A 25,739-nucleotide genomic window follows, 5' to 3' on the forward strand; every position below is an offset into this window, starting at 1 on the left:
CAGATGAACTGTATCTAGAGACCCTGGACAAAGAGGAGGATCATTGGCATCAGTTAAACCACTAGCCAATGCCGCCACAAGCGGAAGGATGTCACCATGGAACGTACACTCAGTTCCGAACTGTTCAGCGAAAGCAACTCTGTAAACACCCAGGCTTCCATGCCTTTGCGCGTACTTGCCAACCTGATGTTGTGGCAGCGCCGCATCTCCAGCCGCCATCAATTGGCTCGCCTGGACTCGCGTCTTCTGGCTGATGCCGGGATTAGCGAAGCACAGCGTTACGAAGAGCTGAGCAAGCCGTTCTGGCGCTAACTAGCGCTCGCTGGCCCTGACCACCGGTCCACCGCCAGCACCCTGAATTGAAAAAACAAAACCCGTCGCGGATTACCGCTGACGGGTTTTGTCGTTATGGGCTATCGTTTTGGTAGCTTGCAAGCCAACAGGTACAGTTCTAAATATATTAAAATAAGGCAGGTACAGTTTGTGAAATACCTGATCCAGAGCACCCTGGCTACGGTTCCAGACAAAACATCCTTTGCCTGATGCGACCCTCAGCCTACTATTCGGCCCATAACCGTCTATTTTCATACGTTCACATTCAGGAGTCTTACCATGTCCACACTTCGCCTACTTAGCGCGGCTGCTCTGCTGGTCGTTGCTGCAAGCGCCAACGCCTCAAGCTTCATCGTTACCACCGACGGCATCGTGGGCACTCTAAAAGCCACATCCGATCTGACATCCGATGCCACTGGCTCGTTTCGTGACAACAAGATCGTGCGTGCAGCCCGTGACGACGCCGCCAGCTTCGTGGCCAGCGAAGGAACCATTCGTGGGGTAAAACTTGAAAGCGCCTTCGAAGCCATTCGCCAACAAGCGCCTCAATTGCAGGCCACTGATGCACAACTGGCTCAGGCCATCCTGACCATCTGATCAGGCACACATCCTGTAGCCACTGCCGCAGGCTGCGAATCGCAGCCTGCGGCAGTGTTTTGAACCACGCTGGCCCTCCCCCGACCATTACGCTAGCCTTGAGCCTCATTCAAACAGCCTCGAGACCCATGCGCTTTCCCCTAATTGTTCTACTCGTACTCTGCTGGACTAAATCAGCCAACGCCTTCGACATGACCACCCAGAATGTGGTGCTCAGTGGTTACGTCACCAGTAAAGTGACGTCCGCGCCTTTTGATCACAAACTGATACGTGCCGCACAGGACGACGCCGCCGTCTTTATTGCCAGTGATGGCCAAATGAGAGGCGCACAGCTGGAGTCTGCCCTGCGTTATCTGCGCTTGAACCAGCCAAAATTGAGTGCCAGCGACCTTGAACTGGCACAGACAATTCTCGTCCAATAAGTACCCGCTTTTTCCGGAGATTTTTCATGCGTAGCCCTCTAATCGTCGCCACCCTTGGCCTTTTGCTGCTCGCCGATGTGGCACAGGCACAAACCGTCGTGCAGACCAGTAACATCATCGTGCGCGCTTTTGGCCGCACCATTGACTTCACATCCGACACCACTACTTCCATCCGCGACTCTAAAGTTGTGCGCGAAGCCCACGACGACGCTGCCACCTTCGTCGCCAGCCAAGGTGATATTCGCGGCGTGCAACTGGAAGCAGCTTTCAGCACCCTGCGCGACCGCGTGCCTGAAGCCCGCAACGCCAGCGACCAGGATCTCGCCGAAGCCATCCTCGCACTGTGAGGCCGCTAACGCGCTGGCTCGCCGCCTGTGGCCTGCTGCTGATTACCAGCAGCGCCCAGGCCGCGCTGCATCTGCAACTCAAGACCGAGGGCCTGAGCCCGGCCGAACAACAGGCCAGCCAAGCCCTGCTCGATGAAGCCATGCAGAGCCTGCCACCGCGTTTTATCGAGCAACTGGATCGACAGATTCTGGTGGGCTGGACCGATGACATGCCCAGCAACGCTTACGGCCAGGCATCACTGACCTCCGAGCTGGACCTCAACCGCAATCTACTGGCCGGGCTGACCGATGGCTCTGCCGCCACCCAGCAGACCAACCGCCCCCACGGCACTGTGCGCCGGGAAATGCTCGCCACCGTCTTGCACGAGCTGACCCATATCTACGACCGCGCCCGCCTCTGGCCCGCAGCCGAGCGCACGCTAATCCGCCGCTGTGCCCGGCAAAGCAGCAACACAGGCCTGATTGGCATCCCCGATCAATGTCGCGGGCAGACTGAGCGGCGCTTCACCCTCAGTGATGATCCGCGCTTGCTCGACCTGGCAGGCTGGCAGCAATACGTGGGCCGACGGGGCGAACGCGAGCAAGACAACCACCAGGTTGTACGCAGCCCGGACCTGTATGAAGTCAGCAGCCCCAAGGAGTTTGTCGCGGTCAATATGGAGTACTTCCTCCTCGACCCGGCCTACGCCTGCCGCCGCCCGGCTCTGTATCGCTACTACAAAGAACATTTCGGCTGGGCACCTGCAGCCAAGGATGAATGCCCAAAGGGCTTTGCATTCCTCAATGCTGGCAACGATTTCGGCAAAACACCGCTCGGCACCGTAGACCCGGAGCGGGTGTACGCCGTCGACTATCTGCTGGCCGAGGCCAATCAGGAATGGGCCAGCCGCTGGGGTCACAGCATGCTGCGCTTGGTGATCTGTGCTCCCGGTCGTCCGCGCGGGCCGGACTGTCGCCTCGATCTGCAAGAACACTTGGTGCTGTCTTACCGGGCGTTCGTCAATGACGTACAGCTCTCAAGCTGGGACGGCCTGACCGGGGCCTACCCTTCGCGCCTGTTTGTATTGCCGCTGGCTCAGGTGATCGACGAATACACCAAGACCGAATTGCGCAGCCTGGCTTCCGTGCCGCTCAAACTGAGCCGCCCTGAAATCGAGGAAGTGGTGGAACACGCCGCCGAAATGCATTGGAGCTATGACGGCGACTACTATTTCATCTCCAATAACTGCGCGGTGGAAACCCTGAAGCTGCTGCGCAGCGGCAGCGACAATGCCCAGCTCAAGGGTCTGGACAGCATCGTACCCAATGGCCTGCTTGAAGTGCTCAAGGCCCGGGGACTGGCGGACACCAGCGTGCTGGACAACCCGAAAGAAGCGTTGCGCCTGGGTTATCGCTTTGATTCCTACCGCGATCGCTACCAAGCGATGTTCGACGTGCTCAAGACCCGCTTGCCGATCAAGCAAACCACTGTCGAAGACTGGCTGGCCCTGAGTGCCGACGAGCGCCGACCATGGTTTGAGCAAGCAGACTTGCGGGCCAGCGCGGCATTATTGCTACTGGAGCAAGCCAGCTTTCGTCGCCAGCTGCTATTGGCCCAGGATGAGGTCAAACAAAAGTACCTGGGCGCACGCGGACTCAAGGATGGCGGCATGGACAAAGCCAACAAGACCCTGCAGGAAATCCTCGCCAGCAGCGGCTTCCTCAGTCGCCCGGCCGAACTGCTCGGCAGCAGCGGCTACGGTCTGCCGCAAGCCAAGGAGTGGGAAATGCTGGAGTCCGAAAGCAGCCAGCGCCAGCAGCAGCTACTGCGCCTGACCACTGACCTGGACAAGGAAGTTCGCAGCCTGCTGGAACCGGCCCGCGCAGCTGAAATTGCAGCTACTGAAGCCAACGTCAAACAGATCGGCGAACACTTGCGGGCAATTCACAAGGCATCCGGCGGGTTGCAACTGCCCTGACGGTCAAAAAACTGTAGCACTGCCGAAGGAACGAGGCTGCGTTCGGCGGCGAAGCCGTCGTAAATCATGAGAGCCGGATTTGTCTGGCACACCGCAGTGTCTGATTTTGCGACGACTCCGTCGCCGAACGCAGCCCCGTTCCTGCGGCAGCTGCTACAGGGAGTATCACGACCGCTTACGCACCCGGCACAAAATGCTTCTGCGCCGTACCGTGGGCAATCAGCCGCGAGAGGTAGTTCATTTTGTCGGCATCCTGGTCGACAAAGCGGAAGGTCAGTTGCAACCAGGCACTGTCCGGCTTTGGCTCAAATGCCACGATGGCATGCAGATAACCATTCAATCGCGCCACCTCGGCGCTCTCGCCCTGCTCAAGGTCCAATACGGCGCTGTCCAGCACCTGAGGCAGCACTTCGCCGCGACGCACCACCAGCAGCGCCTCCTTGAGGCTCAGCGCCTTGATCACGCACGTCTGTGTGCCGCTGGGCAAACGCAGTTGCCCTTGCCCACGACTGGTCAGTGCAGGTGCCGCTACAGGTGCTGGACGTGGTGCAGGAGCAACTGGGGCAGAAGTCACCACTTGCGCCTTGCCACCGGTCAACGCATTCAGCGAATCATTGCCAAACGCCGAGCTCATACGGGTCGGCGCGCTGGCCATTACTGAGTCGAGCAGACCGGCCTTGGTGAACGCCTTCTTCACCTTGGACAGGAGCTGTTCGTTGGTGAACGGCTTGCTGACAAAATCCGAAACCCCCGCCTGAATGGCCTGGATCACGTTCTCTTTGTCACCACGGCTGGTGACCATGATAAAGGGCAACGTTTTCAGCTTGTCCTGCTCGCGACACCAGCTCAACAGCTCAAGGCCGGACATCTCTGGCATTTCCCAGTCGCACAGCACCAAATCAAACGCTTCGCGGGTCAGCAGAGTCTGGGCTTTGCGGCCGTTGACTGCGTCTTCGATCCTGATGCCCGGAAAATAGTTACGCAGGCAATTTTTAATCAGATCACGAATAAACGACGCGTCATCCACCACCAGCACACTCACCTTGCTCATCGACTGCTCCTTGGATATGAAAGCCCAAAAAGCAAAACGCCCGGCAATGAGCCGGGCGTCTTTTGAATCAGGCTGTCTTATTTATCGTCAGGCGGCGGCGCAACATTAGCGTTATCAACATCAGGACCCTGAACTTCTTCGCGCATGCGCTTAAGGCCCATGTGACGCACGTCAGTACCGCGCACCAGATAAATCACCAGTTCCGAGATATTACGCGCGTGATCACCGATACGCTCCAGCGAACGCAGCACCCAAATAATGCTCAACACACGCGAGATCGAACGCGGGTCTTCCATCATGTAAGTGGCCAATTCACGCAGCGCGGTCTTGTATTCGCGGTCGATGATTTTGTCGTACTGCGCGACCGACAACGCAAGGTCAGCATCGAAGCGGGCAAAGGCATCCAGTGCATCACGCACCATGTTGCGCACCTGATCACCGATGTGGCGCACTTCAACGTAACCACGTGGCGCTTCACCCTCTTCGCACAACTGGATGGCACGGCGAGCGATCTTGGTCGCTTCGTCACCGATGCGCTCAAGATCGATTACCGACTTGGAGATGCTGATGATCAAGCGCAAGTCAGACGCCGCAGGCTGGCGACGGGCCAGAATGCGCAGGCACTCCTCGTCGATGTTGCGCTCCATCTGATTGATTTGCTCATCGACCTCGCGCACCTGCTGAGCCAGACCCGAGTCGGCCTCGATCAACGCTGTTACGGCATCGTTGACCTGTTTCTCGACCAGGCCGCCCATCGCCAGCAGGTGGCTGCGCACGTCCTCGAGTTCCGCGTTGAACTGCGCGGAAATGTGATGGGTGAGGCCATCCTTTGAAATCATGGTTTTGCTCCGCAAAAGCTTCAAGCGACAAGCTTCAAGCTGCAAGTTGATTGTGTCGTTACGCCAAACTGCCTTTACTTGCCGCTTGAAGCTAACGGCTTGCAGCTGCTACTAACCATACCGCCCGGTGATGTAGTCTTCGGTCTGCTTCTTCGCCGGATTGGTGAACAGCGTGTCGGTGTCGCCGTACTCAACCATTTTGCCCATGTACATGAACGCCGTGTAGTCCGAAACCCGGGCTGCTTGTTGCATGTTGTGCGTCACGATGACGATGGTGAACTTGGACTTGAGTTCGTAGATCAGCTCTTCGACTTTCAGCGTTGAAATCGGATCGAGTGCCGAGCATGGCTCATCGAGCAGCAACACTTCAGGCTCCACCGCAATGGTGCGAGCAATCACCAGACGCTGCTGCTGACCACCGGACAGGCCCAATGCCGATTCGTGCAGGCGGTCCTTGACCTCATCCCACAATGCCGCGCCTTTGAGTGCCCACTCAACGGCTTCGTCTAGGACGCGTTTTTTGTTGATGCCCTGAATCCGTAGACCGTAAACCACGTTCTCGTAAATGGTCTTGGGGAACGGGTTAGGCTTCTGGAACACCATCCCGACGCGGCGACGCAGCTCAGCCACATCCTCACCCTTACGGTAGATGTTGTTGCCGTACAGGTTGATCTCGCCTTCGACGCGGCAACCATCCACCAGGTCGTTCATGCGGTTGAAGGTGCGCAGCAGCGTGGACTTGCCACAGCCGGACGGACCGATAAACGCCGTTACCCGTTGTTTCGGGATATTCAGGCTCACGTCGTACAGCGCCTGTTTTTCACCGTAGTAAAGATTCAGGCCCGGCACTTCGATGGCGACTTCTTCGTTTTCCAGCTTCAAGCTTTGTTTGGTGCGACCCAAGGCTGACATGTTGATGCCGTGGGCAGTGGATTCATGCTGCATGGTCTTACTCCGTTCGTAGCTGCAAGCTTCTAGCTGCAAGCTGCAAGTTTTGAGCAAAAGCGGAGGCGGCATTGACTTGCCGCTTGTAGCTTGCCGCTTGTGGCTATCTTTTAGCTTTCCAGCGCCTTGTACTTCTCGCGCAGGTGGTTACGAATCCACACTGCCGACAGGTTCAGGGTCGCGATCACCAGCACCAGCAGCAGCGCCGTGGCGTAAACCAGCGGTCGTGCAGCTTCGACGTTCGGGCTCTGGAAACCCACGTCATAAATATGGAAGCCCAGGTGCATGATCTTCTGGTCAAGGTGCAGGTACGGGTAGTTGCCATCCAGCGGCAGCGACGGCGCCAGCTTGACCACACCCACCAGCATCAGCGGCGCCACTTCACCGGCAGCACGGGCCACGGCGAGGATCATGCCGGTCATCATGGCCGGGCTGGCCATCGGCAGCACGATCTTCCACAGAGTTTCCGATTTGGTCGCACCCAGCGCCAGCGAGCCTTCACGAACCGTACGCGGAATCCGCGCCAACCCTTCTTCGGTGGCCACGATCACGACCGGAACCGCCAGCAGCGCCAAGGTCAGCGAGGCCCACATCAGGCCCGGCGTACCAAAGGTCGGCGCCGGCAATGCTTCGGCAAAGAACAGGCGGTCAACCGAGCCACCCAGCACATACACAAAAAAGCCCAGACCAAATACGCCGTAAACAATCGCAGGCACACCCGCCAGGTTGTTTACCGCGATACGGATCACCCGGGTCAGGGTGTTTTGCTTGGCATATTCCCGCAGGTAGACCGCCGCCAGTACGCCGAACGGGGTCACGATTATGGCCATGATCAGGGTCATCATCACGGTGCCGAAAATCGCCGGGAAGATCCCGCCTTCGGTGTTGGCTTCGCGCGGATCCTGGCTCAGGAACTCCCAGATGTTGCTGAAATACATGCCCAGTTTTTGCCAGCTGTTCATGGCGTTCGGCTGGTAGGCCTTGACCACTTTGCCGATGCCGATTTCCAGCTCTTTGCCATTGGCATCGCGGGCCGTGAGACTGTCGCGATTGAACTGCGCATGCAGATCGCCAAGGCGGTCTTCAATAGCCTTGTAACGTGCATTCAACTCGGCGCGCTCAGACTCCATGTCGGCTTGTGCCTGCGGGGTCAGCTTGCCTTCCAGCTCCAGCTTGCGGCCATGCAGACGGATGCGTTCCAACCCATGGTTGATCGCACCGATGTCTTTCTTCTCAAGCTGGCTCAGTTGCGATGCCAGATCATTCACTCGCTTGACCCGGGCTTGCAGCTCTGGCCAGGCAGCGGCACCTTCTGCCACCACCTTGCCGTTTTCTTTCACGTTAACCAGGTAACCGTAAAAGTTGCCCCACTCGCGACGCTCGATGGCCATCAACTCTGGCGGCATGCTCTGGTTGGTCAGCCACTCGCCCACCACCCAGGTAAAGTCGTTACCGTTCAAGTCGCGGTTGCCGACCTTGATCAGCTCGCGAGTCATGAACTCAGGGCCTTGTTCAGGTACTGGCAAGCCCGCGCTTTTCAGGCGCTCGCGGGGCACCTCTTCCTTTTGCACCACTTCGCCGATCACCAGGTGATTGGCATCACCCGGCACGTTGTACTCGGCATGTATCAGGTCAGCGGGCCAGAAGTGACCCAGGCCACGAACGGCAATCACCGACAGCAAGCCGATGGTCATGATGACGGCGATGGACACTGCACCACCGCTGATCCAGACGCCAGGAGCGCCGCTCTTGAACCAGCCTTTGAGGGAATTCTGTTTCACAGACTTCTACCTTCCTTAAAGCGACGAATATTTCTTGCGCAGACGCTGACGAATCAGCTCGGCAAGAGTGTTCATGATGAAGGTAAACAGCAGCAGCACCAGCGCCGAGAGGAACAGCACACGGTAATGGCTACCGCCCACTTCCGACTCTGGCATTTCTACCGCCACGTTCGCCGCCAAGGTCCGCAGGCCTTCGAACAGGTTCATTTCCATGACCGGGGTGTTACCGGTGGCCATCAACACAATCATCGTCTCGCCGACCGCACGCCCCATACCGATCATCAGTGCCGAGAAGATCCCCGGGCTGGCAGTCAGGATGACCACGCGGGTCATGGTTTGCCACGGCGTGGCACCCAACGCCAGCGAACCCAGGGTCAGGCCGCGGGGCACGCTGAACACGGCGTCTTCAGCAATCGAGTAGATGTTGGGAATAACCGCAAAACCCATCGCCAGGCCAACTACCAGTGCGTTGCGCTGATCGTAGGTGATGCCCAGATCGTGGGAGATCCACATCCGCATATCGCCGCCGAAAAACCAGGCTTCCATGAACGGGCTCATGTACAGCGACAACCAGCCTACAAACAGCAGCACCGGAATCAGGATCATGCTCTCCCAGCCATCCGGTACGCGCAGCCGGATCGACTCAGGCAGGCGGCTCCAGGTAAAACCCGCGACCAGAATACCGACCGGCATCAACATCAACAGGCTGAAAATACCCGGCAAGTGCCCTTCCACATACGGCGCCAGAAACAGACCGGCGAAGAAACCCAGGATCACCGTCGGCATCGCTTCCATCAGCTCGATCACCGGCTTGACCTTGCGGCGCAGGCTTGGCGCCATGAAGTAAGCGGTGTAAATCGCAGCAGCAACGGCCAGCGGTGCAGCCAGCAACATGGCGTAGAAAGCAGCCTTCAACGTACCGAAGGTCAATGGCGCAAGGCTCATCTTGGGTTCGAAGTCGGTGTTGGCGGCCGTCGATTGCCAGACGTACTTAGGTTCGTCGTAGTTCTCGTACCAGACCTTGCTCCACAACGCGCTCCAGGACACTTCCGGGTGCGGGTTCTTCAAGGTCAGCGGCAGCAACTTGCCGCCCTCTTCAACAATGATGCGGTTGGCACGCGGCGACAACGCCATGATGCCAGGGCCTTCGGCAATTTTTTCGACCAGCAGGGTGCGGTGTGCGGTGCTGTGGAACACGCCGATATCACCGGCAGCGTCCAGGGCCAGGAAGCCCTTGCGACGTTGCTCAGCGGTGATTTCAACAATCGGCGAGGTACCCATCTGGAAGCTGCGGATATGCTTGAAGCGCTGTTCGCCATCCGGATCACGGGCCATGAACCACTGGCTCAGACCGCCCTTGGAATCACCAAAGATCAGCGAGATCCCCCCCACCAACTGCGTACTGGCAGTGATTTCAGTCGTCGCCTCATCGGCCAGCTTATAGCGACCGTTGAGGCTCTTGTCGCGCAGGCTGAACACATCGGCCTGGGCCCGATCATTGATCACATACAACCACTGCTGACGCGGGTCGATGTACAGCGCTTTGACCTGATTGGTCATCTGCGGCAGGTCGATGCGGGTTTCAGTATTCGTGACCTCTTCGGTCATCATGTTTTCTTCGCGGGCCAGCGACACAACGTTCAGTTGCGCGCCCGTCGTACCCGCCACTACCAGCGTCGAATCATTCACGCTGAGGTTCACGTGATCCAGTGCGCCACCTGTAGGGTCGAGCACGATCGGCGTTTCGCCATACGGGTATTCAATCGCCGGGCTAATGGTCTTTTTGCCATCCGGGTAACTGACTTTATAGCTATGACGGAACACCAGCGCCTGACCGTTGGACAGACCCAGCACCACCACCGGGTTGCCTGGCTGGTCCTCGCCCAATGCAGTCACATGCGTACCGGCTGGCAGCGGCAAGTTGACCCGCGACAGTTCGTCACCGTTCTTCGCATTGAAGAACAACACCATGCCCTTGTCTGATACGCGCATACCGACCTGATTCTGCTCCTCAATGGAAAGCATCAGCGGCTTGCCGGCGTCCTGCATCCAGACCGGCGTAATCGCCTGCTTGGGATTCAGGTCCGCGCCCTGGAACAAAGGGTAAACCACATAGCCCAGGAAGAAGAAAATCAGCGTGATCGCGCCGAGCACGGCAAGACCGCCGATAAATACATACCAGCGGGTCAGGTGGTCTTTAAACGCGCGGATGCGGCGCTTGCGTTGCAGTTCAGGCGTATTGAAATCAATGCGCTTGGGAGCGGATGTCGTAGTCATTGAGGAATTGGCCAGATCATTCATGCGCACACCCTAGCGGTCCTGTATGACAGAAAGATGACAAAACGGTGACGCAAAAAATCCGCCGCCCGACGGTGCCGGCAGCGGAATGGAAATTAGGTGTATCTGCAACAACGCTAAACCTGCAGCCGCTGCCGAAGGCTGCGATGGGTTGCGCAGCGACCCTCGTTTCTGAAGGTCCTGCAGCCCTTATCGCAGCCAGGCGGCAGCGGCTACAAAGTTTATGCGCCTTCTTTCAAGCCCAGGTCAGCCAAGGCTTTGGCAGCGACTTTGGCTGGCAGAGGAATGTAGCCGTCTTTGACAACCACTTCCTGGCCTTGCTTGGACAGAACCAACTTGATGAACTCGGCTTCCAGCGGGTTCAGCGGCTTGTTCGGCGCCTTGTTCACGTACACGTAGAGGAAACGCGACAGCGGGTATTTGCCGTTCAGTGCGTTTTCTTCGGTGTCCTCAATAAACTCGGTGCTGCCTTTTTTAGCCAAAGGCACGGTCTTCACGCTGGCGGTTTTGTAACCGATGCCCGAGTAACCCACGCCGTTCAGCGAGCTGCTGATCGACTGCACAACCGAAGCCGAGCCTGGCTGTTCGTTCACGTTAGGCTTGTAATCGCCTTTGCACAGGGCTTCTTCCTTGAAGTAGCCATAGGTCCCGGACACCGAGTTACGACCGAAGAGTTGGACTGGCTTGTTGGCCAGGTCGCCGGTCACACCCAGGTCGCCCCAGGTTTTAACGTCAGCTTTGGCGCCACACAGACGAGTCGAGGAGAAAATCGCGTCGACCTGTTCCATGGTCAGGTGCTTGATCGGGTTGTCCTTGTGCACGAACACGGCCAAGGCATCCACTGCCACCGGGATAGCGGTTGGCTTGTAGCCGTACTTCTGCTCGAAAGCAGCCAGTTCGTTGTCTTTCATCTTGCGGCTCATCGGGCCCAGGTTAGCGGTGCCTTCAGTAATCGCAGGCGGCGCGGTCGAAGAACCGGCAGCTTGAATCTGGATGTTTACGTTTGGATATTCTTTTTTGTAAGCCTCGGCCCACAATGTCATCAAGTTCGCCAGGGTGTCAGAACCAACGCTGGACAGGTTACCCGACACACCAGTGGTCTTCACGTAGGGCTGAATAGCCGGGTCAACACCAGCGGCAACCGCATTGGCAGTTGCAACGCCTGCGGCGACAAAAGTCAGGGCCGCCATAACACGCTTCAGTTTCATGCCTTACTCCTAACAAACGGGGTTAGATGAATCGGGGGCCAGTATCTGCAGGCCATATGACCACTCTATGAACCGATTGTGACAATTAGATGAAAGGCCATCACTCGTTACAAATGATGGCCTTCTGGGAGACTGACGAGGTATTACGACGGATCAGGGCTTGTTCAGCGGCCCTTTTTCCATAGATAAGCACCCACCACCAAGCCCATCGTGCAAATGATAGCCACGTAGTAGGCCGGGCCCATCGGGCTTTCCTTAAGCAACAAGGTCACGGCCATTGGGGTCAGGCCGCCAAAGATGGCGTAGGCCAGGTTGTAGGAAAACGACAGGCCGCTGAAGCGCACCACGGCCGGGAAAGCTTTGACCATGACATAAGGTACGGCGCCGATGGTGCCTACAAACAAACCGCTCAAGGCATATAGCGGGAACAGCCAGTCTGGGTGTTGCAGCAGGCTGTGATAGAACGTCCACGACGACACCAGCAACCCGGCGCAACCCAACACAAATACCTTGCCCGCACCAAAGCGGTCAGCCAGGGCACCCGAGGCGATGCAACCCAGGCTCAGAAATACGATTGCCAGGCTGTTGGCCTGCAACGAGGTGGTGGCAGAGAAGCCGTAGATGGTTTGCAGCACCGTCGGCGTCATCAGGATCACTACGATGATCCCGGCAGACAGCAACCAGGTCAGCAACATCGAGATCACAATCGCGCCGCGATGATCACGCAATACGGTCTTGAGCGGGACTTCAGCTGCCAATGCCTTGCGCAACTGCAACTCGGCGAACACCGGTGTTTCGTGCAGCCACCGGCGCAGGTACACCGAGAACAAGCCAAAGACACCACCCATCAGGAAAGGAATCCGCCATGCGAAATCAGACACTTCAGCCGGTGTGTAGATCGTATTGATGGCGGTGGCCATCAACGAACCCAACAAAATACCCGCTGTCAGACCACACGTCAGAGTGCCGCAGGCATAGCCAACATGCCGGGGCGGGACGTGCTCGGCCACAAACACCCAAGCCCCCGGCACCTCACCACCAATGGCCGCGCCCTGAATCACGCGCATCAGCAGCAACAGAATCGGTGCCCACATGCCAATCTGCGCATACGTTGGCAACAGACCCATGATCAAGGTCGGCACTGCCATCATAAAGATGCTCAGGGTGAACATCTTTTTGCGCCCCAGCAGGTCGCCAAAGTGCGCCATGACGATGCCGCCCAGAGGGCGCGCCAGGTAACCCGCAGCAAAAATACCGAAGGTTTGCATCAGGCGTAGCCACTCGGGCATGTCCGCCGGGAAAAACAGCTTTCCGACTACCGTGGCAAAAAACACAAAAATAATAAAATCGTAAAACTCCAGCGCACCACCCAGGGCAGACAGCGACAAGGTTTTATAGTCATTACGGGTTAACGGCCGCGAAGGCGGCGCTGCACTGGAAGGCTCTGTGATCATGGGGTCTTGCTTCTCTTATTAGGCTCGGCAAAAAGCTGCAACTTCGCCGGCAGGGGCTGGGCAGGTTTTGAAAGATAACAAATTGTTTGCAAAAGCACAGAGCTAGACGCGCAGAGCACTCAAAAAGCGGAATCCGGAGGTCGTCGGCTGAGTCATCGCCCGATATACTCACAAACCGTAAGAAACACTTGGTAACTTCCAGGTTGCTGTGCGAAAACGCCCGCTGGATGGCTTCAGCCGATTTCGCAGAGTTTCCCCTTGGTGCGGCTTATGAAGAACGTGACGAACGTAGTATGTTCGGGCTGAATCGTTTTTCTAAAGACGCTTATTCACCCGCAGTACTTATGAAGAATCACGGGTCAGAGGCCCTTTGGCATGTTAGAGCTCGAACAAGAAGATCCAATCCCGCAAGGCGACCTGGCCTTGCAAATCACTGCGCTGCCTCGCGAGACCAATGGTTTCGGCGATATTTTTGGCGGTTGGCTGGTTTCACAAATGGACCTGGCTGGCACCGCAATGGCCAGCAAGGTTGCCGGTGGCCGTGTAGCCACAGTCGCTATTGATCGTATGGCGTTTCTGGTTCCTGTGGCAGTGGGTGCGCAATTGTCGTTCTACACCCAGGCACTTGAGATCGGCCGCAGCTCTATCCAGATGATGGTTGAAGTGTGGAGTGACGACCCGTTGTCCAGCGAATGGCGCAAGGTGACTGAAGCCGTCTTTGTATTTGTTGCCATTGATGGCAGCGGCCGCACCCGTTCCGTTCCGCCCCGCCGTTAACCTTCCACAGCACTGAAATAGAGAGCCTGCCATGCACCATATAGAGTCAGTCACCCTGGATGAACTGGAGTGCTGGCACTTCCAGCATGGTCAGGCCCAACTGCTGGTCGCCAAGCAGGGTGCGCAAGTCCTCAGCTACCAGCTAGGCGATGAGCCACCCATTATCTGGCTCAACGAAAAAGCCCAGTACAAGCAAGGCAAGGGTATCCGTACTGGCGTGCCGGTGTGCTGGCCATGGTTCGGTAATTTGGCGTTGAACCCGCAAAGCGTGCAGGCCATGCGCCACAGCGACGAGCCTGCCACCGCCCACGGTCTGGTCCGCACCCGCGAATGGGAAGTGCTGGAAATCGATGACGCGGGCGAAGCCCTGCATATTGAACTGGGCCTGCCTCACATCGACGGCGGCCTGCCCGGCTGGCCCCACGATGTGGCGCTAACCCTGAGCATTCGCCTCGACACCCAACTGCATATCAGCCTCACCAGCCATAACCGCAGCGACATCCCGGCCAGCATCAGCCAGGCGCTGCACAGCTACTTCGCGGTCAGCGACGTGCGCAAGGTTCAGGTTCAAGGCGTAGAGGGCCTGACCTACATCGACACGCTCAAAGACTGGGAACATATCAAGCAGACGGGCGATTTGACCTTTAGTGGCGAAACCGACCGTATCTACCTCGATACCCCGCAACAACTGAGCATCGTAGATCCGGACTGGTCGCGTACCCTTGAGCTGACCAGCCACGGCTCGCGTACAGCGGTGATCTGGAACCCGTGGATCGACAAGACCGCCAGCTTCAGCGACATGGCTGCAGACGGCTGGCAACGCATGTTGTGCATCGAAACCGCCAACGTGATGAATGACGTGATCACCCTGCAACCGGGCGCCAGCCATTCAATGGGCGTGAGTATTGCGAGTAAACGGCTAAAGGTCTGATACGCAACCTGTTGCCGCTGCCGCAGGCTGCGATGGGCTGCGCAGCGGCCCTGCTGTTTGAAGCGCCTTTGGACCTTATCGCAGCCTGCGGCAGCGGCTACAGGCTGTGTTCCAATCCCTACAAATCTGCCTCAACCACCACCCGCACCTTGCTCGCATCCAGCGCATAGGCCGCATCGGCCAGGTCATTGCTGACCTTCTCAACCTTCAGCGTGCCCATCACCCATAACGGGGTGTAGATGTCGTCCAGCTTCAGGCCTTTTGGATAGCGCACCAGCACCAGCTGATTGGGCGGCGGAGGCGGCACATGGATGCAGGCCCCCGGGTACGGCACCAGGAAAAACAGCGTGCTGCGGCCCTTGGCGTCCGTTTCCAATGGCACGGGGTAACCGCCCAGACGGATATTTTTACCGTTCATGCCCGCCACGGTTTTGCTGGAATACATCACAGCCGGCAAACCCTTGCTCTGCTTCAAACCGCCCTTGTCGGTAAACGTACCGTTAGCCTCGGGCGAGTCATGGTCAATTTCAGGCATTTGTTCGAGGGCTTTTTGGTCCGACATAGGCATCAGTTCAAGCCAGTCGGTTTCGGGCAGTTCTGCCGCGTGTGCCAGGCCTGCGCCAAGCAAAAGGAATGTCAGTAGAAAACGGCGCATGCAAGGCTCGATAAAAGAGGAGTTAAACGCACGCAGTTTAGCGCTCTCTGCGGCTGGCGCAGAGAGAGCCAAGGCGTTTAATCAGGACTTTTTCGACACAATGCCGTAGATCACCAGCAAGATCACAGCACCAACCACCGCACCGATAAAGCCGGCACCCTCACCCGCCTTGTAGATACCCAGCGCCTGGCCACCGTAGGTAGCCGCCAGCGAACCGCCGATACCCAGCAGGATGGTCATGATCCAGCCCATGCTGTCGTCACCCGGTTTCAGGAAACGAGCCAGCAGACCAACGATCAAGCCGATAAAAATGGTTCCGATGATGCCCATGGACGCTTCCTCTCGATTAGATGGCGTAAGCCAAAGCCTAGTCAGCACTTTGGCATCACGCCATCAGAGAGTAGCGACAACCCAATGGTTCCCGGCGAAAGCGATTTACGCTTCGTCGATTAACGCTTCAACCTTGAGGATTTGCGCTTTGAGCGTCGCCATATCTGCACAGCGCAGGTTGGCGTGACCGACTTTACGGCCGATCTTGAAAGCCTTGCCGTAGTGGTGCAAATGGCAGTCGGCAATCGCAATCACCTTCTCAACTGGCGGCACGCTGCCGATGAAGTTGAGCATGGCGCTTTCACCGACCTTGGCCGTCGAACCCAGCGGCAAGCCAGCGATGGCCCGCAAGTGGTTTTCAAACTGGCTGCACTCGGCGCCTTCAGTGGTCCAATGCCCGGAGTTATGCACACGCGGGGCAATTTCGTTGGCCTTAAGGCCACCGTCGACTTCAAAGAACTCGAACGCCATCACGCCAACATAATCCAGCTGCGTGAGCACACGGCTGGAGTAGTCTTCAGCCAAGGCTTGCAGCGGGTGATCGGTGCTGGCAATCGACAACTTGAGAATGCCACTGTCGTGAGTGTTGTGTACCAACGGGTAGAACTGTGTTTCACCATCACGACCGCGCACGGCGATCAGCGACACTTCGCCGGTAAACGGTACAAAACCTTCCAGCAAGCACGACACACTGCCCAGCTCGGCAAACGTACCCACTACGTCAGCAGGCGTACGCAGCACTTTCTGGCCCTTGCCGTCATAACCCAGAGTGCGGGTCTTGAGCACGGCAGGCAGGCCAATGCTGGCCACCGCCGCGTCCAGATCAGCCTGGGACTGGATGTCGGCAAACGCCGGGGTCGGAATCCCCAGATCCTTGAACATGCTCTTTTCGAACCAGCGGTCGCGAGCAATGCGCAGCGCTTCGGCACTCGGGTACACCGGGACGAATTGCGACAGGAAAGCCACGGTTTCAGCCGGAACGCTTTCGAACTCGAATGTCACCAGGTCGACTTCATCAGCCAACTGGCGCAGATGATCCGGATCGCTGTAATCCGCACGCAGGTGTTCGCCCAATGCGCCAGCGCAGGCATCAGGTGCCGGATCAAGGAAAGCAAAGTTCATCCCCAGCGGAGTACCCGCCAAGGCCAGCATGCGGCCCAGTTGGCCGCCACCGATTACACCGATTTTCATCGTCAGAAACCTCAGGCTACGCGCGGGTCTGGATTGTCCAGCACGCTGTCAGTCTGTTCAGCACGGAATGCTTTCAAAACGGTGTGGAACTGCGGGTGCTTGGCACCCAGGATGCTCGCCGACAACAAAGCCGCGTTGATCGCGCCCGCTTTGCCGATGGCCAGGGTTGCAACCGGAATGCCCGCTGGCATCTGCACGATCGACAGCAGCGAGTCGACACCCGACAGCATGGCCGACTGCACCGGAACACCCAGTACTGGCAAATGGGTTTTGGCCGCACACATGCCTGGCAAGTGGGCTGCGCCACCGGCACCAGCGATGATGACCTCGATCCCGCGGCCTTCGGCCTCTTCGGCATACTGGAACAGCAGATCCGGAGTGCGGTGGGCAGAGACCACTTTCACTTCGTAAGGAATGCCGAGTTTTTCCAGCATATCGGCGGTGTGGCTGAGGGTGGACCAATCGGACTTGGAGCCCATGATCACGCCTACCAGTGCACTCATCGTCGCGCCTCTTCTCTTGGGCGCCCGCAGGCGCGTCAAAAAACAACAAGCCACGTGGAGGATCCGACGTGGCTTGTTATAGGAATTAAGGCCGGTCAAGCCAGCCGAAGGCCGCGCAGTATACCCCAAAGATGTGCCTTGAAAGCACCTTTGGCGACCATCTGTCTTGCACGACAAAAACAGCCCGGACGCCCGGTTTTATTGACTCTTAGGTCAGGCGATAAAATCGGCTCAGGTCGGCGTTGGCGCCTGACCGGTTGGATTCTCCAGCTTGCGCCACAACAACCGCACGTTAGCCTTGCGTACCAGCGCGCAACGGTACAGGCGAATCTCCAGCGGTACGTGCCATTGCGGCCCTCCACACACCACCAGTTCACCCCGCGCCAGCTCGGCGCGCACGCTCAAGTGCGGCACCCAGGCGATGCCCAGCCCCTCTAGCGCCATGCTTTTAAGGCTGTCGGCCATCGCCGTCTCATAAATAGTGGTAAAGCGCAGGCTGCGCTGACGCAGCAGCAAATTCACCGAGCGACCCAAAAAAGCGCCAGCGCTGTAGGCCAACAGCGGCACACTGCCTTCGCCCTCAAGATCAAACAACGGCTTGCCGTCAGCATCGGCGGCGCACACCGGGAGCATTTCAGTATTGCCCAGGTGCAAGGACGGAAAAATTTCCGGATCCATCTGCAAAGCAGCGTCTGGATCGTAAAAAGCCAGCATCAAATCGCATCCGCCTTCACGCAAGGCATGCACCGCGTCTCCGACGTTAGTCGCAACCAGACGTGTCGCAATATTCAGCCCTTCATTACGCAATTGGGCGATCCAGCGCGGGAAAAAACCCAAGGCCAAGGAGTGTGCAGCAGCCACTTGCATGACCTCGCCCTGCCCGCCTTCGAGGTGATGCAGATGGCGCAACACTTCGCCCAACTGTTCAACCACGGTGCGCGCCGTAACCAAAAACAGCTGACCGGCCGCAGTCAACTCCACCGGGGTGCGGGAACGATTCACCAAGGTCAGCCCAAGCGCCGCTTCAAGGCTGCGAATACGTCGGCTAAAGGCTGGCTGAGTGACAAAGCGACGCTCTGCCGCCTGGGAAAAACTGCGCGTAGCAGCCAGGGCACTGAAGTCCTCTAACCATTTACTTTCGAGATTCATCGAGTCCTCCCGGACGCGCACCAAATTGGGTCACACGCTCGACGCGCTTGTCGCGTCACGTCGTCATTATGCCGTTTCTGCATAGGATAGTGTTTAAAGGCATTGGCCCAAAATAGTCCGCAAGCCTAGGATTCTAAGCGTTCCGGCCCAGACCGGGTTCTTATCGAGATGATTTCTATCATGTCCTCCGCTGCATCTTTCCGTACCGAAAAAGACCTGCTTGGCGTACTCGAAGTACCAGCTCAAGCGTATTACGGCATCCAGACCCTGCGAGCGGTGAATAACTTCCGTCTCTCGGGCGTTCCGATCTCGCACTACCCGAAGCTGGTTGTGGGCCTGGCAATGGTGAAACAAGCCGCTGCTGATGCCAACCGCGAGCTGGGTCATCTGAACGACGCCAAGCACGCTGCCATCAGCGAAGCTTGTGCCCGTCTGATCCGCGGCGATTTCCACGAAGAGTTCGTGGTGGACATGATTCAGGGCGGCGCTGGCACTTCAACCAACATGAATGCCAACGAAGTGATCGCCAACATCGCGCTGGAGGCCATGGGCCACCAGAAAGGCGAATACCAGTACCTGCACCCTAACAACGACGTGAACATGGCGCAGTCGACCAACGACGCCTACCCGACGGCCATCCGCCTGGGCTTGTTGTTGGGTCACGACGCGCTGCTGGCCAGCCTCGACAGCCTGATCCAGTCGTTCGCGGCCAAAGGCGTCGAGTTCAGCCACGTCCTGAAAATGGGCCGTACCCAGCTGCAAGACGCCGTGCCTATGACCCTGGGTCAAGAGTTCCGTGCGTTCGCCACCACCTTGAGTGAAGATCTGGCCCGCCTGAAAACACTGGCGCCAGAGCTGCTGACCGAAGTAAACCTGGGCGGCACCGCCATCGGTACTGGCATCAACGCTGACCCGCGTTACCAGATGCTGGCTGTAAACCGTCTGGCAACCATCAGCGGTCACCCGCTGGTACCGGCTGCCGACTTGATCGAAGCCACCTCCGACATGGGCGCCTTCGTCCTGTTCTCCGGCATGCTCAAGCGTACCGCGGTCAAACTGTCGAAGATCTGCAACGACTTGCGCCTGCTGTCCAGCGGCCCACGCACCGGCATCAACGAAATCAACCTGCCAGCGCGTCAGCCGGGCAGCTCGATCATGCCAGGCAAGGTCAACCCGGTTATCCCGGAAGCCGTTAACCAGGTGGCATTCCAGATCATCGGTAACGACCTGGCCCTGACCATCGCTGCCGAAGGCGGCCAGTTGCAACTGAACGTGATGGAGCCGCTGATCGCATTCAAGATCTTCGACTCGATCCGCCTGCTGCAACGCGCCATGGACATGTTGCGCGAACACTGCATCGTCGGCATCACTGCTAACGAAGCGCGCTGCCGCGAACTGGTCGAGCACTCGATTGGTCTGGTAACCGCACTGAACCCGTACATCGGCTATGAAAACGCCACCCGCATCGCCCGTATCGCCCTTGAAAGCGGCCGCGGCGTGCTGGAACTGGTGCGCGAAGAAGGCTTGCTCGACGACGCCATGCTCGACGACATCCTGCGCCCGGAAAACATGATTGCCCCGCGTCTGGTGCCTCTTAAGGCCTGATGCTGTAACACGCTTAACGCTCACCAGGTCGAGGGACTAGACACCTCTCACCTTTTGAGGGCCTACAGACACGTCTGCAGGCCCTTTTTTTTGCCCGCGATTCGAGGCCTTCGCGAGTTTCTATATTGCGTAGCAGCTGCCGAAGGAACGAGGCTGCGTTCGGCGACGTAGTCGTCGCGAAACCTGAGCACTCAATATATCTGACACACCAAGCTGCCTGATTTACGACGGCTTCGCCGCCGAACACAGCCTCGTTCCTTCGGCAGCTGCTACGAACGACTTGCTCTTAAAACCGACACGTACATGAAAAATCAATCACTTATGCAGACGCCTCTAATACTCATAGGTATAGTGCCCGCCCTCTTCCTGCGCTTGGCCCCAGCCCCTGCGGCCATCGTCAGCACGGAAACAGCATCGTAAACCAAGCATCAACATGGCCAGGGTCGCCTTGATCGCCTACGTTTATGCCCGTCTCAAGCGGGTGTAACGCGATATTTCGATCCGCCCGTGTTGCCATCAGATAAAAACAGCGAGGAATAATCCATGCTTGAAGTCATCAATGACTTCCTCTCAGGGAAAGTACTAATCGTGCTCATGGTTGGGCTCGGTGGCTACTTCACGATCCGCTCGCGTTTCGTTCAGTTCCGTTACTTCCTGCACATGTTTGCGGTTTTCAAAGACAGCTTGCGCAGCAGCGCCGGGCAACTGAGTTCGTTCCAGGCACTGATGCTCAGCCTCGCGGGCCGTGTAGGTGCGGGTAACATTGCCGGCGTCGGCATCGCAGTAACCCTGGGCGGCCCCGGTGCCGTGTTCTGGATGTGGGTGACCGCGCTGGTCGGCATGTCCAGCAGCCTGATCGAATGCTCCCTGGGCCAGCTGTACAAGCGTCGCGACGCTGAAGGCCAACTCCGTGGCGGTCCGTCCTTCTATATGAAGCACGGTCTGGGCAAACTGTGGATGGGCCAGCTAATGGCCGTGTTGTTGCTGATCACCTTCGGCTTTGCCTTTATGGGCCTGCAAGCCCACGCCGTAACCCACTCACTGCAAGATGCCTTTGGTTTCGAGGTCAGCTACTCAGGCCTGGCCATTGCCATCCTGCTGGGTCTGGTATTTGTCGGTGGTATCAAACGTATTGCTTCGGTGGCTGACCTGCTGGTACCCGTCAAGACCCTGGCCTACATCGCGGTCACCCTGTATGTGATCGTGCTGCAATTCGATCACGTACCAGCCATGCTGGGCCATATCGTCAAGAGCGCCTTCGGCCTCGACCCGGTGTTTGGCGGCTTGATCGGCAGCGCAATCGTGATGGGCGTCAAACGTGGCGTATTCGCCAACGAAGCCGGTCTGGGCAGCGCCCCGAACGTGGCCGCTGTGGCCGATGTGGAACACCCTATCGCTCAAGGCGTGGTTCAGGCGTTCAGCGTCTTCCTCGACACGTTCGTGATCTGTACCTGCACCGCCTTGCTGATCCTGCTGTCGGGCTTCTACACCCCGGGCTTTGAAGGCGACGGCATTGCCCTGACCCAGAACTCCCTGGCGGCCGTAGTTGGCGAATGGGGCCGTGTGTTTATCAGCGTAGCCCTGGCGTTGTTCGTGTTCACCTCGATGCTCTACAACTACTACCTGGGCGAGAACAATCTGCGCTTCCTGGTCGGTGAAAACCGCAAGGCGCTGATTGGCTACCGCGCGCTGGTGCTGGTATTGATTTTTTGGGGTTCGATCGAAAACCTGCAAACCGTCTTCGCCTTCGCCGACATCGCCATGACCATGCTGGCCTTCGTTAACCTTGTTGCCCTGGCGATGCTGTTCAAGATCTGCATGCGCGTGCTCAAGGACTACGATGACCAGCGCCGCGCAGGGATCAAGACACCGGTGTTCGATTCCAGTAAATTTCCGGATCTGGATCTAGATCTGAAGGCCTGGCCGCCAAAACCGGCCGCCAAGGTCGAAGAAACAAAACGCTGACACTCACGCGGCGGTTCTGACCAGAACCGCCGCGTTTTTGCTTATGGGGACTCAACAATGACCGCAGCCACTCATCACACTGCCCAACGCGTCATGGTGCTCTACACCGGCGGCACCATCGGTATGCAGGCCAGCGCCAGCGGCCTGGCGCCAGCATCGGGTTTTGAAGCGCGCATGAGCGAACACCTCGCCAGCCAGCCGCAGTTGCAAGTGCCGCAATGGTGCTTTCGCGAGATGAGCCCGCTGATCGACAGTGCCAACATGACGCCCGCCTACTGGCTGCGCCTGCGCAGCGCGATCATCGACGCTGTCGAGCAGGATGGCTGCGATTCAGTCCTGGTCCTGCATGGCACTGACACACTGGCCTACAGCGCGGCCGCAATGTGCTTTCAATTGCTGGGCTTGCCGGCGCCAGTGCTGTTCACCGGCTCCATGCTACCGGCAGGCGTGCCCGACAGTGATGCCTGGGAAAACGTCAGCGGTGCCTTGCAGGCGCTTGGCCAAGGTCAGCCTCACGGCGTTCAGCTGTACTTCCACGGCAAGCTGATGGCACCGACACATTGCGCCAAAGTCCGCAGCTTTGGGCGTAACCCGTTTGTAACGCTGACGCGCAATGGTGGCGCGGCCAAGGCCACCTCACTGCCGAGTGAACTGGCGTACAACCATCCAAAACACCAAGCCAGCGTCGGTGTATTGCCGCTGGTGCCGGGGATTGGCGCCGCCCAGCTCGATGCCCTGCTCAACAGCGGAATCGAAGCACTGGTGCTCGAATGCTTCGGCAGCGGGACCGGCCCCAGTGATAACCCGGATTTTCTCGCCAGCCTGCAACGGGCGCAGGAAAACGGCATTGTCGTCGTGGCCATTACCCAATGCCATGAAGGCGGCGTGGAGCTGGATGTGTACGAAGCAGGCAGTCGCTTGCGTGGAGTTGGCGTACTGTCGGGCGGCGGCATGACCCGCGAAGCGGTGTTCGGCAAACTGCATGCCTTGCTCGGTGCAGACTTGCCACTGGCCGAGGTACGGCGCCTGATCGAACTGGACGTGTGCGGGGAGTTGGTCTGACCGACTTGTAGCTGCTGCCGCAGGCTGCGATGGACTGCGCGGTAGGCCCGCTTTGAGTGAAGGTCCTGCGGCCCTTATCGCAGCCTGCGGCAGCGGCTACAGGTTCACAGAATATTCTGCGGCACATAACTTGCTCACTTCCTGAACCTTCACACAGGAAGTGAGCATGCTCCACTCTCATCTCACAACGCTCAACGCCGTTTCGCTGGTGCTCAGCACCTTCAATGCCGAAGGCTTGCCCAGCGAAGCGCTGTTGGCGGGCAGCGGCATACGGGCGGCGGACTTGAGCCGTGCAGACACTCGCATCACCACCAATCAAGAAATGCGCGTGTGCGCCAACGCCGTGGCCTTGCGTCCCGAGATCGGCCTGGAGCTGGGACGGCGCATGCATGTGTCGTCCTACGGCATGCTCGGTTACGCCCTACTCACTAGTGCCACCTTAGGTGACGCATTGCGCCTGGCCTTGCGCTACCCGGCGTTGCTGGGAACACTTTTCGAACTGAGTCTTGAGGTCGAAGGGGATCAAGTGTGGTTCTGCGCCAATGGCTACGGCGAAGGCCCCCAATTGGCGGTGTTCAATGCCGAGCTATGCCTGGTCTCGCTCAAGGTCATTTGCGAAGACCTGCTTGGCCTGCCACTGCCGCTATTGGGAGCACGTTTTGGCCATAGCGCACCGGATTATCACGCCAGCTACGCGCAAAGCTTCGATTGCCCGCGCCTGTTCGGGGCCGACAGCAATGCTTTCGCCTTCGCGACCAGTTGGCTCGACCAGCCCTTGCCACTGGCCGATGCCGTCACCCATCAGGCGATGGCCGAGCGTTGCCGCAAACAGAATCTGGAATTCACCGGGCGCCAAACCTGGCTGGAACGCATTCGCCAGCTACTTGCCGCACAACTGCACGCGGCCCCAGGGCTTGAGGGCCTGGCCGAACAAATGAACTGTTCACCGCGCACCCTGCGTCGCCATTTACACGATGTAGGTTGCAGCTACCAGACATTGCTCGATGACCTGCGTTTTGAGCGGGCCAAGTTGTTGCTCAACGAAACCGAATGGCCCATTTACCGGATTGCCGAAACCCTGGGCTTCAGTGAAACCGCGAGCTTTCGTCATGCCTTTGTACGCTGGAGCGGGGTCGCCCCCAGCCAGTTCCGCGCTTAAAAGAGGCGAATTTCGGTCAATTGTATTGGCCATAACTATCTCCTTTTGGCCGCTCCTGCCGTTCTCTCAAACACCCAGCGCAGCAAAACTGTAGGCCACCGCTCAAGCCTTGGGAGAACAAGAAAATGCTGACGATCTACTCGGACGATCATCACCTGCATCATGGCCGCTGTGAGCTAATGGACGGGCAGTTGATGCCCTGTTTCGAAATGCCCTCACGCGCCGACCATATTCTGCAACGCGTTCAAACCCGCGAACTAGGCCCGGTTCACGCCCCGCAAGACTTCGGCCGCGGGCCAATCGAGCGCGTCCACAGCGCGGCGTATCTGGACTTTTTCCACGGCGCCTGGGACCGCTGGACCGAACATGGCCGCGACGGCGACTTGCTGCCCTACACCTGGCCAGCCCGCACCCTGCGCGCCGTTCTGCCCACCAGCCTGCACGGCCAGCTTGGTTACTACAGTTTCGACGGCGGCGCGCCCATTACCGCCGGCACCTGGCAAGCGGCCTACAGCGCAGCGCAAGTAGCCCTGACCGCCCAGGCCGAAATTCAAAACGGCGCCCACAGCGCTTTCGCACTTTGCCGCCCGCCGGGCCATCATGCCGCCAGTGACTTGATGGGCGGTTACTGCTACCTGAACAATGCGGCCATTGCAGCGCAGGCGTTCCTCGATCAAGGCCGCAGCAAGGTGGCGATCCTCGACGTGGACTACCACCACGGCAATGGCACACAGTCGATTTTCTATAAGCGCAGCGACGTATTGTTCACCTCGATCCACGGTCACCCTGAAGCCGAGTTTCCGTTCTTTCTGGGCTACGAAGACGAGCTGGGTGAAGGGCCGGGCGAAGGTTTCAACTTCAACTACCCACTGGCCGCAGGCTCGGCCTGGGACCGCTGGAGCGCAGCTCTGGAATTGGCTTGCGCTGAAATCGAAGGTTACGACGCTGACATCATCGTGGTTTCACTGGGTGTGGATACGTTCAAGAACGATCCAATTTCCCAGTTCAAACTCGACAGTCCGGACTACCTGCGCATGGGCGAGCGCATCGCTCGCCTGGGCAAACCGACGCTGTTTGTGATGGAAGGTGGTTATGCGGTAGAAGAAATCGGCGTGAATGCGGTGAATGTGCTGGAGGGCTTTGAAGGCATTAGCTGCGCGTAATTCACGCTGGGAGCAG

Annotated in this window: 24 protein-coding genes; 12 read left to right on the forward strand and 12 right to left on the reverse strand. The window is 58.3% G+C overall.

All coding sequences use genetic code 11. The annotated features are described in order from the left end of the window. Nucleotides 1-96 precede the first annotated feature (96 nt). The 5 genes from N7D90_RS23865 (at nt 97) to N7D90_RS23885 (ending at nt 3,657) form a co-directional block, all read left to right on the forward strand. Nucleotides 97-312: a DUF1127 domain-containing protein gene (locus N7D90_RS23865; RefSeq protein WP_019826986.1), complete on the forward strand. Its 216-nt coding sequence runs from the start codon at nt 97-99 to the stop codon at nt 310-312. Nucleotides 313-612: 300 nt separating this feature from the next. Beyond that, the gene (locus N7D90_RS23870; protein WP_261740268.1) at nt 613-930 is read left to right on the forward strand and encodes a DUF2388 domain-containing protein; all 318 of its coding nucleotides are present in this window, start codon (nt 613-615) and stop codon (nt 928-930) included. Between the two features lie 128 nt (nt 931-1,058). Next, nucleotides 1,059-1,352: a DUF2388 domain-containing protein gene (locus N7D90_RS23875; RefSeq protein WP_261740269.1), complete on the forward strand. Its 294-nt coding sequence runs from the start codon at nt 1,059-1,061 to the stop codon at nt 1,350-1,352. Between the two features lie 26 nt (nt 1,353-1,378). Beyond that, entirely contained in the window at nt 1,379-1,699 is a 321-nt protein-coding gene (locus N7D90_RS23880) for a DUF2388 domain-containing protein (RefSeq protein ID WP_019826982.1), read from the forward strand. After that, nucleotides 1,696-3,657 carry a DUF4105 domain-containing protein gene (locus tag N7D90_RS23885; RefSeq protein WP_261740270.1) on the forward strand — a complete coding sequence of 654 codons (1,962 nt, stop codon included), beginning with the start codon at nt 1,696-1,698 and terminating at the stop codon, nt 3,655-3,657. The genes N7D90_RS23880 and N7D90_RS23885 overlap by 4 nt, the downstream gene beginning before the upstream one ends. Before the next feature lie 175 nt (nt 3,658-3,832). Here N7D90_RS23885 and N7D90_RS23890 read toward each other — a convergent pair whose 3' ends face one another. The 7 genes from N7D90_RS23890 to N7D90_RS23920 form a co-directional block, all read right to left on the reverse strand. After that, nucleotides 3,833-4,708, reverse strand: coding sequence for a response regulator (locus tag N7D90_RS23890; RefSeq protein ID WP_261740271.1), 876 nt, complete (start codon nt 4,706-4,708; stop codon nt 3,833-3,835). Nucleotides 4,709-4,785: 77 nt separating this feature from the next. Then, the gene (phoU, locus tag N7D90_RS23895) at nt 4,786-5,547 is read right to left on the reverse strand and encodes a phosphate signaling complex protein PhoU (RefSeq protein ID WP_261740272.1); all 762 of its coding nucleotides are present in this window, start codon (nt 5,545-5,547) and stop codon (nt 4,786-4,788) included. A 111-nt stretch (nt 5,548-5,658) separates the two neighbouring features. Next, on the reverse strand, nt 5,659-6,492 hold the full coding sequence (pstB, locus tag N7D90_RS23900) for a phosphate ABC transporter ATP-binding protein PstB (protein WP_261740273.1): 834 nt from the start codon (nt 6,490-6,492) through the stop codon (nt 5,659-5,661). A gap of 110 nt (nt 6,493-6,602) precedes the next feature. Beyond that, nucleotides 6,603-8,273, reverse strand: a complete 1,671-nt coding sequence (pstA, locus tag N7D90_RS23905; RefSeq protein WP_261740275.1) for a phosphate ABC transporter permease PstA — start codon at nt 8,271-8,273, stop codon at nt 6,603-6,605. A gap of 15 nt (nt 8,274-8,288) precedes the next feature. Further along, nucleotides 8,289-10,574, reverse strand: coding sequence for an ABC transporter permease subunit (locus tag N7D90_RS23910; RefSeq protein WP_261740276.1), 2,286 nt, complete (start codon nt 10,572-10,574; stop codon nt 8,289-8,291). A gap of 218 nt (nt 10,575-10,792) precedes the next feature. Beyond that, nucleotides 10,793-11,779, reverse strand: a complete 987-nt coding sequence (locus tag N7D90_RS23915) for a phosphate ABC transporter substrate-binding protein PstS (RefSeq protein WP_016782943.1) — start codon at nt 11,777-11,779, stop codon at nt 10,793-10,795. Between the two features lie 164 nt (nt 11,780-11,943). Beyond that, on the reverse strand, nt 11,944-13,233 hold the full coding sequence (locus tag N7D90_RS23920; protein WP_261740277.1) for an MFS transporter: 1,290 nt from the start codon (nt 13,231-13,233) through the stop codon (nt 11,944-11,946). 375 nt (nt 13,234-13,608) lie between these two features. Here N7D90_RS23920 and N7D90_RS23925 point away from each other — a divergent pair, with 375 nt between their 5' ends. Both N7D90_RS23925 and N7D90_RS23930 read left to right on the forward strand, forming a co-directional pair. Continuing rightward, entirely contained in the window at nt 13,609-14,010 is a 402-nt protein-coding gene (locus N7D90_RS23925) for an acyl-CoA thioesterase (RefSeq protein ID WP_003438129.1), read from the forward strand. A gap of 31 nt (nt 14,011-14,041) precedes the next feature. Then, on the forward strand, nt 14,042-14,941 hold the full coding sequence (locus N7D90_RS23930) for a D-hexose-6-phosphate mutarotase (RefSeq protein WP_261740278.1): 900 nt from the start codon (nt 14,042-14,044) through the stop codon (nt 14,939-14,941). Between the two features lie 118 nt (nt 14,942-15,059). On the opposite strand, the gene N7D90_RS23935 is transcribed toward N7D90_RS23930, so the two are convergent. The 5 genes from N7D90_RS23935 to N7D90_RS23955 form a co-directional block, all read right to left on the reverse strand. Further along, nucleotides 15,060-15,596, reverse strand: a complete 537-nt coding sequence (locus N7D90_RS23935) for a DUF3299 domain-containing protein (RefSeq protein WP_261740279.1) — start codon at nt 15,594-15,596, stop codon at nt 15,060-15,062. Between the two features lie 81 nt (nt 15,597-15,677). Then, on the reverse strand, nt 15,678-15,926 hold the full coding sequence (locus tag N7D90_RS23940) for a GlsB/YeaQ/YmgE family stress response membrane protein (RefSeq protein WP_261740280.1): 249 nt from the start codon (nt 15,924-15,926) through the stop codon (nt 15,678-15,680). Nucleotides 15,927-16,031: 105 nt separating this feature from the next. Next, a complete protein-coding gene (locus N7D90_RS23945; RefSeq protein WP_261740281.1) occupies nt 16,032-17,117 on the reverse strand; it encodes a 5-(carboxyamino)imidazole ribonucleotide synthase in 1,086 nt (361 codons plus the stop codon). 11 nt (nt 17,118-17,128) lie between these two features. Continuing rightward, nucleotides 17,129-17,620 carry a 5-(carboxyamino)imidazole ribonucleotide mutase gene (purE, locus tag N7D90_RS23950; protein ID WP_016782937.1) on the reverse strand — a complete coding sequence of 164 codons (492 nt, stop codon included), beginning with the start codon at nt 17,618-17,620 and terminating at the stop codon, nt 17,129-17,131. A gap of 231 nt (nt 17,621-17,851) precedes the next feature. Beyond that, nucleotides 17,852-18,769, reverse strand: a complete 918-nt coding sequence (locus N7D90_RS23955) for a LysR substrate-binding domain-containing protein (RefSeq protein ID WP_261740282.1) — start codon at nt 18,767-18,769, stop codon at nt 17,852-17,854. A 180-nt stretch (nt 18,770-18,949) separates the two neighbouring features. Between N7D90_RS23955 and aspA the strand changes: the two genes are divergently transcribed. The 5 genes from aspA to N7D90_RS23980 all read left to right on the forward strand — a co-directional run bounded on the left by aspA (nt 18,950) and on the right by N7D90_RS23980 (nt 25,723). Then, a complete protein-coding gene (gene aspA, locus N7D90_RS23960) occupies nt 18,950-20,374 on the forward strand; it encodes an aspartate ammonia-lyase (protein ID WP_261740283.1) in 1,425 nt (474 codons plus the stop codon). A gap of 543 nt (nt 20,375-20,917) precedes the next feature. Further along, the gene (locus N7D90_RS23965) at nt 20,918-22,339 is read left to right on the forward strand and encodes an alanine/glycine:cation symporter family protein (protein WP_261740284.1); all 1,422 of its coding nucleotides are present in this window, start codon (nt 20,918-20,920) and stop codon (nt 22,337-22,339) included. 57 nt (nt 22,340-22,396) lie between these two features. After that, nucleotides 22,397-23,401 carry an asparaginase gene (locus tag N7D90_RS23970; RefSeq protein WP_261740285.1) on the forward strand — a complete coding sequence of 335 codons (1,005 nt, stop codon included), beginning with the start codon at nt 22,397-22,399 and terminating at the stop codon, nt 23,399-23,401. A gap of 166 nt (nt 23,402-23,567) precedes the next feature. Then, nucleotides 23,568-24,560: an AraC family transcriptional regulator gene (locus N7D90_RS23975; RefSeq protein ID WP_261740286.1), complete on the forward strand. Its 993-nt coding sequence runs from the start codon at nt 23,568-23,570 to the stop codon at nt 24,558-24,560. 125 nt (nt 24,561-24,685) lie between these two features. Then, a complete protein-coding gene (locus tag N7D90_RS23980) occupies nt 24,686-25,723 on the forward strand; it encodes a histone deacetylase family protein (protein ID WP_261740287.1) in 1,038 nt (345 codons plus the stop codon). Nucleotides 25,724-25,739 lie beyond the last annotated feature (16 nt).

The organism is Pseudomonas fragi (assembly GCF_025426255.1).
GTDB lineage: Bacteria > Pseudomonadota > Gammaproteobacteria > Pseudomonadales > Pseudomonadaceae > Aquipseudomonas > Aquipseudomonas kulmbachensis.

Coding starts and splice junctions, on each gene's coding strand:
- N7D90_RS23865 (WP_019826986.1), top strand. CDS start 97: ATGGAACGTACACTCAGTTCCGAACTGTTCAGCGAAAGCAACTCTGTA.
- N7D90_RS23870 (WP_261740268.1), top strand. CDS start 613: ATGTCCACACTTCGCCTACTTAGCGCGGCTGCTCTGCTGGTCGTTGCT.
- N7D90_RS23875 (WP_261740269.1), top strand. CDS start 1,059: ATGCGCTTTCCCCTAATTGTTCTACTCGTACTCTGCTGGACTAAATCA.
- N7D90_RS23880 (WP_019826982.1), top strand. CDS start 1,379: ATGCGTAGCCCTCTAATCGTCGCCACCCTTGGCCTTTTGCTGCTCGCC.
- N7D90_RS23890 (WP_261740271.1), bottom strand. CDS start 4,708: ATGAGCAAGGTGAGTGTGCTGGTGGTGGATGACGCGTCGTTTATTCGT.
- phoU (WP_261740272.1), bottom strand. CDS start 5,547: ATGATTTCAAAGGATGGCCTCACCCATCACATTTCCGCGCAGTTCAAC.
- pstB (WP_261740273.1), bottom strand. CDS start 6,492: ATGCAGCATGAATCCACTGCCCACGGCATCAACATGTCAGCCTTGGGT.
- N7D90_RS23910 (WP_261740276.1), bottom strand. CDS start 10,574: ATGAATGATCTGGCCAATTCCTCAATGACTACGACATCCGCTCCCAAG.
- N7D90_RS23915 (WP_016782943.1), bottom strand. CDS start 11,779: ATGAAACTGAAGCGTGTTATGGCGGCCCTGACTTTTGTCGCCGCAGGC.
- N7D90_RS23920 (WP_261740277.1), bottom strand. CDS start 13,233: ATGATCACAGAGCCTTCCAGTGCAGCGCCGCCTTCGCGGCCGTTAACC.
- N7D90_RS23925 (WP_003438129.1), top strand. CDS start 13,609: ATGTTAGAGCTCGAACAAGAAGATCCAATCCCGCAAGGCGACCTGGCC.
- N7D90_RS23930 (WP_261740278.1), top strand. CDS start 14,042: ATGCACCATATAGAGTCAGTCACCCTGGATGAACTGGAGTGCTGGCAC.
- N7D90_RS23935 (WP_261740279.1), bottom strand. CDS start 15,596: ATGCGCCGTTTTCTACTGACATTCCTTTTGCTTGGCGCAGGCCTGGCA.
- N7D90_RS23940 (WP_261740280.1), bottom strand. CDS start 15,926: ATGGGCATCATCGGAACCATTTTTATCGGCTTGATCGTTGGTCTGCTG.
- N7D90_RS23945 (WP_261740281.1), bottom strand. CDS start 17,117: ATGAAAATCGGTGTAATCGGTGGCGGCCAACTGGGCCGCATGCTGGCC.
- purE (WP_016782937.1), bottom strand. CDS start 17,620: ATGAGTGCACTGGTAGGCGTGATCATGGGCTCCAAGTCCGATTGGTCC.
- N7D90_RS23955 (WP_261740282.1), bottom strand. CDS start 18,769: ATGAATCTCGAAAGTAAATGGTTAGAGGACTTCAGTGCCCTGGCTGCT.
- aspA (WP_261740283.1), top strand. CDS start 18,950: ATGTCCTCCGCTGCATCTTTCCGTACCGAAAAAGACCTGCTTGGCGTA.
- N7D90_RS23965 (WP_261740284.1), top strand. CDS start 20,918: ATGCTTGAAGTCATCAATGACTTCCTCTCAGGGAAAGTACTAATCGTG.
- N7D90_RS23970 (WP_261740285.1), top strand. CDS start 22,397: ATGACCGCAGCCACTCATCACACTGCCCAACGCGTCATGGTGCTCTAC.
- N7D90_RS23975 (WP_261740286.1), top strand. CDS start 23,568: ATGCTCCACTCTCATCTCACAACGCTCAACGCCGTTTCGCTGGTGCTC.
- N7D90_RS23980 (WP_261740287.1), top strand. CDS start 24,686: ATGCTGACGATCTACTCGGACGATCATCACCTGCATCATGGCCGCTGT.